This window comes from Geothermobacter hydrogeniphilus (assembly GCF_002898515.1).
GTDB lineage: Bacteria > Desulfobacterota > Desulfuromonadia > Desulfuromonadales > Geothermobacteraceae > Geothermobacter_A.
The window spans coordinates 1-8184 of record NZ_PPFX01000070.1 but is presented as its reverse complement, the minus strand read 5'-3'; the positions used below and the strand labels follow the sequence as shown (position 1 = coordinate 8184).

Genomic DNA, 8184 nt, shown 5'->3' with positions numbered 1-8184 from the left:
CACAACGACCGGAACAGCGCCAGTCAAGGCGCTACGCGCCATGCCTGGCGCACCACACAAAAAGCCCCGGTGCAAACCGGGGCTTTTTATGTTGCTTCTGGATCTGTCCAGCAGGCTCAGGCGATCCGCTTCTCGCGAATACGGGCAGCCTTGCCGTGCAGGTTGCGCAGATAGTAGAGCTTGGCCCGGCGGACACGACCGATGGTCAGGACTTCGATCTTTTCCACCGCCGGCGAGTGCAGCGAGAAGATACGCTCCACACCGATGCTGTTGGAAATTTTGCGTACGGTGAAGGTCGAACCGATGCCTCGGTTGACACGCTTGATGCAGACACCCTGAAAGACCTGGATACGTTCCTTGTCTCCCTCGGTGATCTTCACATGCACCCGCAGGGTATCGCCCGCCTTGAACGCGGGAATGTTTTTCCTCACCTGTTCCATGCCGATCCGGTCGACAATATTCATCCTGTCCTCCTTATGTGCGATGCTGTTCGCTGTTTGTTTTAACGTTTCCGGTCCGCTCCCGGTCCGGCGATCCGACATGACCGTCGCCGCTCTCCCCGAAAGCCGTCACCCATCTGTCTGGCGGGAGTCGTCACGCAACTGCCGCAAAAATTCCCGATCCTGATCATCAAGCGGGGCCGTCTCCAGCAGCTCCGGCCGCCGTTCGAAAGTCCGCTGCAACTGTTGCCGTCGGCGCCAGCGGGCAATCGCGCCATGGTCGCCGGAAAGCAGAACCGGGGGTACCGCCTGACCGTTGAACTCCGCCGGACGGGTATACTGCGGATATTCCAGCAGCCCGTCGGAAAAGGAGTCGCCAGCGGCGCTGCCGGCCGCGCCGAGTACATCGGGCAACAGGCGCGCAACGGCATCGATGATGGTCATGGCGGGCAACTCACCGCCGGTCATGACAAAATCACCGATCGAATATTCATCGTCGACCAGCGAACGAACTCGCTCGTCAATCCCTTCGTAACGGCCGCAGACGAAAATCAGGCCCGGTTCACGAGCCAGTTTTTCCGCCTCGGCCTGGCAGAACCTGCGGCCCTGGGGCGTCATCAGCAGCACCCTGGAACCGGGATTGGCGCGTTGCAAATCGGCAAGGGCCCCAGCAACCGGATCTACCTTCATCACCATCCCGTCGCCGCCGCCGTAGGGCGTATCGTCGGTCACCTGATGCCGACCCTCGGCCCAGTCACGCAGATTATGACTGCGCACGCTGATCAGTCCCCGCTGCTGTGCCTTGCCGAGAATACTGGCAGAAAAAGGCGAGGCGCAAAGCTGGGGAAAGAGGGTCAGAATATCAAAGGTCATAACGTGTCGCCGAGCCTGTATTGAACCCGGTCCCTCTGGTTCAGACTGACTCACTGCCCCAGGTTATCCGGAAACAGGCCCTCGGGAACATCGACCTGAAGTGTTCCCCGTTCCAGATCAACTGCCCCGATAAATTCAGGAACGGCCGGGATCAGCACCTCACCATACCGGCCCCTGACTACATAGACCGCATGGGCGCCGGTTTCAAACATCTCTTCAAGCCGACCGATCGGACCACGGCCGGCATCAATCACGTCCAGACCTTCAAGTTCAAACCAGAACAGGTCCCCATCTTCCCGCTGCAGAGAAGCAGGATCAACCAGCACCTCGGCGCCAACCAGCGGTTCGGCCCGCTCAATCCGGTCAATCTCCCGCAAACTGACACGCAACCAGCCACGACCGGGAACGATCCTCCGCACCGTCAGGCAATCAGAACCGGCATTGTTCTGGCGCAGATAAATGCGGGGCGCTGCCAGCAGAGCCGCCTGGTTGCCGGGATGCCCCTTGATTTTCAAATCCCCGCGCAGGCCATGGGTACCGATCACCCGGCCCAGGGGGCGCAAAGCTGTTTCCAACGGCTGCATTACTCCATAATCTGCAGCGAGGCTCGCTTGCTCTCCCGGGTGGCCTTGGCATTGAGCAGGGTTCGCATCGCCTTGGCGGTACGTCCCTGTTTGCCGATAATGCGCCCCATGTCCTCCTGGGCTGCGGCCAGCTTGACGAGCACGGTCCCGTCCTCGCTCTCTTCTTCAGAGATGGAAATGGCCTCGGGATTTTCCACCAGAGACTTGGCGATGAACTCGATCAGCTCTTTCATGGGGGTCCGTCCTTTGGTACAGGGGTTGCCCTGGCCTCGGAAACCTGACGGAGAAAATCTCGACGTGAAATCCTCCCCACCCCCATCCGACCTTACCAGATGGAGAGAACTAGGCCTCAGCAGGCTGCTTGAACTTGGCCCAGATGCCGCTGCCACGGAGCAGAGTACGCACCGTGTCGGTCGGCTGGGCGCCTTTTTTCAGCCATTCGAGGGTCAGTTCTTCTTTCAGGTTGACCAGGGGTGGATCGACTTTCGGATCGTACTGGCCCAGATTGGCAATGAAACGGCCATCGCGCGGGAAGCGCTCATCGGCGACCACGACCTGGTAAAAAGGCTTTTTCTTGGCGCCGCCACGGGCCAGTCTGATTTTTACTGCCATGTGTGTATCCTCCTGGATCTTCCTCGTTGTAATCTTAGCACTTGTTTCGAAATTGTCTTGTCAGTCAATAACGTGAAGCTGCGACAAACCTAAAACGGCATGCCGCGCATCATTCCCTTAAGCCCCTTGGGCCCCATTTTCTGCATTTTCTTCATCATCTTCTGCGCTTCCGAAAAACGCTTGATGAGCTGATTGACGTCCTGCACCGTTGTTCCACTGCCGCGGGCGATACGCTGCCGACGGGAACCATTGAGAATCCGGTGATCATGACGTTCACGGCGGGTCATCGAATTGATGATCGCCTCGATTTTTTTCATTTCCTTGTCAGGCGGCTGCATCCCCTTCATCTGCTTCATCGCCTTGCCGGCGCCGGGGATCATCTTCAACAGGCCCTCCATGGAACCCATCTTCTTGATCGTCTGCAGCTGATCGCGGAACGTTTCAAGGGTGAAACCATCCCTGCGCAACTGCGCTTCCATCCTGGCGGCATCCTCGGCCTCGACCACCGACTGGGCCTTCTCGATCAGGGAGAGAACGTCCCCCATACCGAGAATCCGCTGCGCCATACGGTCGGGATGGAACACCTCAAGGGCGTCGAGTTTTTCGCCCATACCGACCAGCTTGATCGGCTTGCCGGTTACCGCGCGGATCGACAACGCCGCGCCACCGCGAGCATCACCATCGAGTTTGGTGAGGATCACACCGCTGATATCGAGAACCTGGTTGAAGCTCTCAGCGACATTGACGGCGTCCTGCCCGGTCATGGCATCAGCGACGAACAGAATCTCGCGCGGCTCGAGGGAATCCCTGATCCGCACCAGTTCCTGCATCAATTCGCTGTCGATATGCAGCCGCCCGGCGGTGTCGAGGATCAGGGTGTCGAACCCGTTCAACTCGGCGTAGGCACGGGCCGCTTCACAGATTTTTACCGGGTCCTGCCCCGGCTGACTGTCGAAGACCTCGACATTGATCTGGCGACCGACAGTCTTGAGCTGCTCGATCGCCGCCGGACGATAGATGTCGGCCGGCACCAGCAACGGATTGCGCTTCTGTCTCCGCAGAGAAAGCGCCAATTTACCGCAGGTGGTCGTTTTACCTGCCCCCTGCAAACCGCAGAGCATAACCGGAACCGGCGGGCGCGCCGCCAGATCGAGAGTATTGGCCTCACCCTCGCCCATCAGTCGGGCAAGTTCCTCGCGCACAATCTTGATAACCTGCTGGGCCGGTGTCAGACTTTTGAGGACATCCTGGCCGAGCGCCCGGTCACGAACCGCGGCGATAAAATCCTTGACCACGCGGAAGTTGACGTCGGCCTCAAGCAGAACCAGCCGGACCTCCCGCAGAGCGTCCTTGATATTCTCTTCGCTCAGGCGCCCACGGCCCCGCAGCTTCTTGAAGACCGTGTCAAACTTTTCCGTCAGGTTATCGAACATCGATCACATCTATCACTCTGAATGAAGCCTTCTCACAAAGGATGAAATAATAGTGAAGCGACGATCGACTGTCAAGGAGAAAACGGCGGCGGCGAGACAAGTTAGCCCTTACGAAAGCGACTCAAAACCGCCTTCCTGCTTTTTATGCAGTTCCACCGGCGACAACCGCGCTTCATCGAGCAATGCCAGCACCCGCGCCCGGTCTTCCGCCGCGATGCGAATCGCCAGACCGCAATCGGAACTGAGCTGGCGCGGCACCGGAATCAGGAGGATGTCCGCGTCCGCCGACTTGAGCAGTTTTTCCGCCTTCATCACCCGGTGAATCGAGTGAAAAATGGCAACCAGATCACCTTTTTTGACCATGCTGTCCTTCCCTTGGGGCCGGCATCATGCCATGATTGTCACAACGAAGCAACCCCACCATTGACCCGGCGGAGAAAAGGCGATAAAATTCCTCAGTTTTTATCAGGAGACCACCGTTGATATCCGAAACGACCATCCACCTTACCAGCTTACTGGTTTTTGCCTTCGGCGCCAACCTTCCCCTCGGCTACCTGCGCGAAGGCGTGCGTAAATTCTCGCTACGCTGGTTCGTCTACATCCATATCACGATTCCAATGATCATCCTACTGCGCCTGCACTATGGTTTCGACTGGAGTATTGTCCCCCTGACCCTGGCCTGTGCCGTGGCCGGACAACTCCTCGGTGGACGAGCCCGGCGCCGGGTGCAATGAACAGGAAACCGAAGCGACCACGTCTCCCCCAGGCGGTCAGGGCCGGGAGCATCGCCGAGGAGTTCTTCTCCAGTGGCGGCTATGCGGAAAAACTGAAGCAGTACCGCGCCTGGCAAGTCTGGGAGCAGGTGGTCGGCCCGCAGATCGCCTCCCACGCCAAGCCGCTACGTATCCGCGACGGCATCCTTGAGGTACGTGTCGACCAGCCGATCTGGATGCAGCAGTTGCGAATGATGGCGCCACAGATTCTGCAGAAACTCAATCAGGAACTCGGCGAAGGACTGATCCGCGAACTGTTCTGGAAACGCGGTCGGATGCCGGACACCCCTGTCGAGACAACAGCCCCCGAACGTCCGCCGCGGTGCCCGTTGACTGAAACCGAACAGGCCGCCATTGAACGGGAACTTGTCGCCTTGCCCGAGGGTGAAATTCGCGATGCCCTGCGCCGGGTGCGTATCCGACAGGCGGAGACTGAAAAAGGGAAAAAGCAGTAGGCAGTAGGCTGACAACTGACAACTGACAACTGCCCTATTCTTGCCCGAGGCCGAAAGCGGCATAGATCTCCCGAACCTCAGCGGAGTAATCGTCTCCGTCATACACGTAAAGCGGCGCCTCGACTTTCAGGCCGCCGGGTCTGGCCGCGCGCCGCCCCTCGACCAGCACCAGCTTGGCCCCCTCACCTTCCCTGGAGTGAACCATACGCAGCCGTTTCGGCTCGATTTTGCAACTCTGCATCAGGGACAGCAACTCCGCAAGCCGTTCCGGCAGATAGACAATGCAGAAGTGCCCGTTGTTTTTCAGCAGATAGGCGGCGGCGCGAATAAAGTCCTCCAGCCCGCCGGCCATTTCATGTCGGGCCCCGGCACGCTCCGGATCAGGAGCAATGCGGCCGCTTTTCGGGGAGCGATAAGGAGGGTTGGCCAGTACCGTCCGGTAGGACTGCGCTGCAAACAATTCCCGGCACAGCCGCAGGTCCCCGTGAACGACGCGAAACCTGCCGGGCTCCGGCAGGCGGCCGAGGTTTTTACGGGCAGCAGCAACCGGCAACGGCTGCCGTTCAATGCCATCCACCTGCTCCGCTCCTCCGGCAGCCAGCAGCAACTGAATAATTCCACGGCCACAACCGAGGTCCATCATCGGTGCCTTGCAGGTGTTCCCCGCGAAAGCAACCAGCAGAAAGGGATCAAGGGACCAGCGGTACCCTTCCGGCGACTGACTTTCTTCGGCCCGAAGAATGGACGCAACGATTGATTTCATCAAGTCGCTCCGTATTACTTGTATTTGACAACGTAAACAGAATAGATTACAGGCTGATACAATGATGTAAACCTAGCCTGCCTCATCCAAGGTAACAAGCGGCACCACTCCGAGCCGGCAAAATGCATCACGGGGTAACACGCTGCCTGATTGCCGCCAACAAAGCAGCGGCGGACTCAGGGGCAAAACTTTTTAAACGCCCCGCTACCTCCCGTGCCGATACACTATTCCCCTGTTCCAGCAGAATAAAGCCAAGACCGCTTAACGCCTGCTCATCATTGGGATTGACGGCCAACGCCGCACGTAACGCCGCAGCTGCCGGCTTAAGTTTACGCTGTTCGTACTGGGTTATCCCTAACAGATAATAGGGCAGAGCATCGCGGCCGACCCCCATCGCAATGGCCCGCTGCAATTCTTGTTCAGCAGCAATCCAATTTTTGGCATCAATATAAGATCTAGCCATCAGAACCCGTAAACTATAATCGGCAGACGAATGCAGCAACTCGCGGAGTATCATCCGTCCCTCCTCCGCCTGTCCGGTCTGCAGATAAGAGATCGCAAGATTCTTGCGCAATTTCACATTGTCCGGGACTCGAAGCAGTCCAGCCAGTGCCGCACGACGCGCCGCAAGAGGGCTTTGCCGATCCAGATAAATCGAGGACAGGTTGATATAGATACGAAAATAATCGGGATTTATCGCCAACGCACGCTGCGAAGCAGCAAGTGCTTCTTCCAAACGACCCGCTTCAAGGTAACGTCCCGCCAAGGCGACAAGTGCCCCCTCAGAATGGGGACTTTTGCGTACATTGTCCTCAGAAAATGCGATGGGATCACGCCAAAGTTCATTGCGTTGCCAACTCATGACACCCAAAACAAGTAACAACACAACCGGTAAAATCAACGCCCTGGATGAGGCACCCGTCACTTTTTCAAGTACGGCACAAAACAGCACGGTCAAACCGACCAGAGGCAGGTAAAGACGATGTTCAAAAACCGGGTCAAGAGGCAAAAATGATGACTCTACAAAAAGAGCGAGATAAAACCAGAACACTGCAAGGAACAGGGCACGAAAACGTTTTCTGCTGAAAAATGCACCAGCAAGTATGGCCAGATGCGCTCCAAACAACAGAGCATGCCCCAAAGTGAATGGCTGAGTAATGACCGGATATGCGTATTCAAGCCGTAAACCTATCGGCCAAAGCAACATCTTGACATAGAGAAACAGCACCGATAACTCGGTGACAAAATAGTTTAACGGAGTGACTCCCTGCATAGTTCCAAGTTCACGTACCGTGGTGATAACACTCAGGTCAGCACCGGCCAGGGAGGGCAAAATGACCTGTTTGACAAAAACCGCCAGTGGTGCAATCAGAAACGGTAAAAGACGCAACAACTGTTTTCTCCACCGTTGCGGATAACGATAATTGGCAAACAGAAAAATCAGTGCCGGCAGAGTTGCGGTATTTTGTTTGGTCAAAACTGCGATGGCGGCCAACAACAATGCCGTCAACCATAAAATACGCGAATACCCATGACTGTAAGCAAGACAATCATCCTGTGCAGCATCTTCGGCTGCCAAAAACAACGCAATGCTTGCTAAAGAGAGGAGTGCTGCCAAAAGAACACTGCGTTGGACAATATAATCAACCGCCTGGGTCTGGATCGGGTGAAGAGCAAACAGCAGAGCACCGCAAAGAGCCACAGATCGGCTAAAGGCACACCATCTGCTTAGAATCCACCACACCAAACACGTGACGAGGAAGTGCAGAAAAATATTCACCAGGTGGTATCCGGCAGGATCAGTCAAGCCAAAGTGATAATTGATTGCGAAGGTGATCCCAACCAGCCCACGAGGTTGCAATAACTGCCCTAGGCTCTCAGTAAAATTCCGTATCACAGGATTTTCAACAATGTTTTGGATATCATCAAAATACCAAGGGATATCCAGAGAACGGCCGTACACGAGCAACACAGCCACTAACAACAGAAAGGGGGCAAAGACAGGCTTTACAAACCGCATCATAGGCTTAACTCTCCAGAATTGCGAGATAACGAATCTGAAACGGGTAAAGATCAATGCGACACCAAAACTCACCGGCAACTGCGTACTGGACTTGCCCCACTGTTTCGATGTGCATACGCCTCATGGCTCGACAAATGACGGCCCTAAATCGACCCTGAATACTCCTTCGATTCTTGGCTCTTCCCTCGATCGAGTGGGTAACCTCTACCGAATACCGTCGGGATAGAG

The 8184-nt window shown here is 56.5% G+C and carries 11 protein-coding genes; 2 read left to right on the top strand and 9 right to left on the bottom strand.

What is annotated here, in order from left to right:
- Positions 1-116: 116 nt before the first annotated feature.
- From rplS to C2E25_RS17110, 7 genes are all read right to left on the bottom strand, one after another.
- Positions 117-464, bottom strand: coding sequence for a 50S ribosomal protein L19 (gene rplS, locus C2E25_RS17140; protein WP_085009462.1), 348 nt, complete (start codon positions 462-464; stop codon positions 117-119).
- Positions 465-569: 105 nt separating this feature from the next.
- On the bottom strand, positions 570-1313 hold the full coding sequence (trmD, locus tag C2E25_RS17135; RefSeq protein WP_103116928.1) for a tRNA (guanosine(37)-N1)-methyltransferase TrmD: 744 nt from the start codon (positions 1311-1313) through the stop codon (positions 570-572).
- A 50-nt stretch (positions 1314-1363) separates the two neighbouring features.
- Positions 1364-1888 carry a ribosome maturation factor RimM gene (rimM, locus tag C2E25_RS17130; RefSeq protein ID WP_158247329.1) on the bottom strand — a complete coding sequence of 175 codons (525 nt, stop codon included), beginning with the start codon at positions 1886-1888 and terminating at the stop codon, positions 1364-1366.
- 8 nt (positions 1889-1896) lie between these two features.
- The gene (locus C2E25_RS17125) at positions 1897-2130 is read right to left on the bottom strand and encodes a KH domain-containing protein (RefSeq protein ID WP_085009459.1); all 234 of its coding nucleotides are present in this window, start codon (positions 2128-2130) and stop codon (positions 1897-1899) included.
- 109 nt (positions 2131-2239) lie between these two features.
- Positions 2240-2509, bottom strand: coding sequence for a 30S ribosomal protein S16 (gene rpsP / locus C2E25_RS17120; protein WP_085009458.1), 270 nt, complete (start codon positions 2507-2509; stop codon positions 2240-2242).
- Between the two features lie 89 nt (positions 2510-2598).
- Positions 2599-3942, bottom strand: a complete 1344-nt coding sequence (gene ffh / locus C2E25_RS17115; RefSeq protein ID WP_103116926.1) for a signal recognition particle protein — start codon at positions 3940-3942, stop codon at positions 2599-2601.
- A 108-nt stretch (positions 3943-4050) separates the two neighbouring features.
- Positions 4051-4305 carry a DUF3343 domain-containing protein gene (locus tag C2E25_RS17110; RefSeq protein WP_103116925.1) on the bottom strand — a complete coding sequence of 85 codons (255 nt, stop codon included), beginning with the start codon at positions 4303-4305 and terminating at the stop codon, positions 4051-4053.
- 116 nt (positions 4306-4421) lie between these two features.
- Between C2E25_RS17110 and C2E25_RS17105 the strand changes: the two genes are divergently transcribed.
- Both C2E25_RS17105 and C2E25_RS17100 read left to right on the top strand, forming a co-directional pair.
- Complete coding sequence (locus C2E25_RS17105; protein WP_103116924.1) at positions 4422-4676, top strand: hypothetical protein; 255 nt, start codon at positions 4422-4424, stop codon at positions 4674-4676.
- The gene (locus C2E25_RS17100) at positions 4673-5170 is read left to right on the top strand and encodes a DUF721 domain-containing protein (RefSeq protein ID WP_103116923.1); all 498 of its coding nucleotides are present in this window, start codon (positions 4673-4675) and stop codon (positions 5168-5170) included. Before C2E25_RS17105 ends, C2E25_RS17100 begins: the two co-directional genes overlap by 4 nt.
- Positions 5171-5204: 34 nt before the next feature.
- On the opposite strand, the gene C2E25_RS17095 is transcribed toward C2E25_RS17100, so the two are convergent.
- Entirely contained in the window at positions 5205-5933 is a 729-nt protein-coding gene (locus tag C2E25_RS17095; protein ID WP_103116922.1) for a tRNA1(Val) (adenine(37)-N6)-methyltransferase, read from the bottom strand.
- 127 nt (positions 5934-6060) lie between these two features.
- Positions 6061-7956, bottom strand: a complete 1896-nt coding sequence (locus tag C2E25_RS17090; RefSeq protein ID WP_103116921.1) for a tetratricopeptide repeat protein — start codon at positions 7954-7956, stop codon at positions 6061-6063.
- Between the last annotated feature and the right edge of the window lie 228 nt (positions 7957-8184).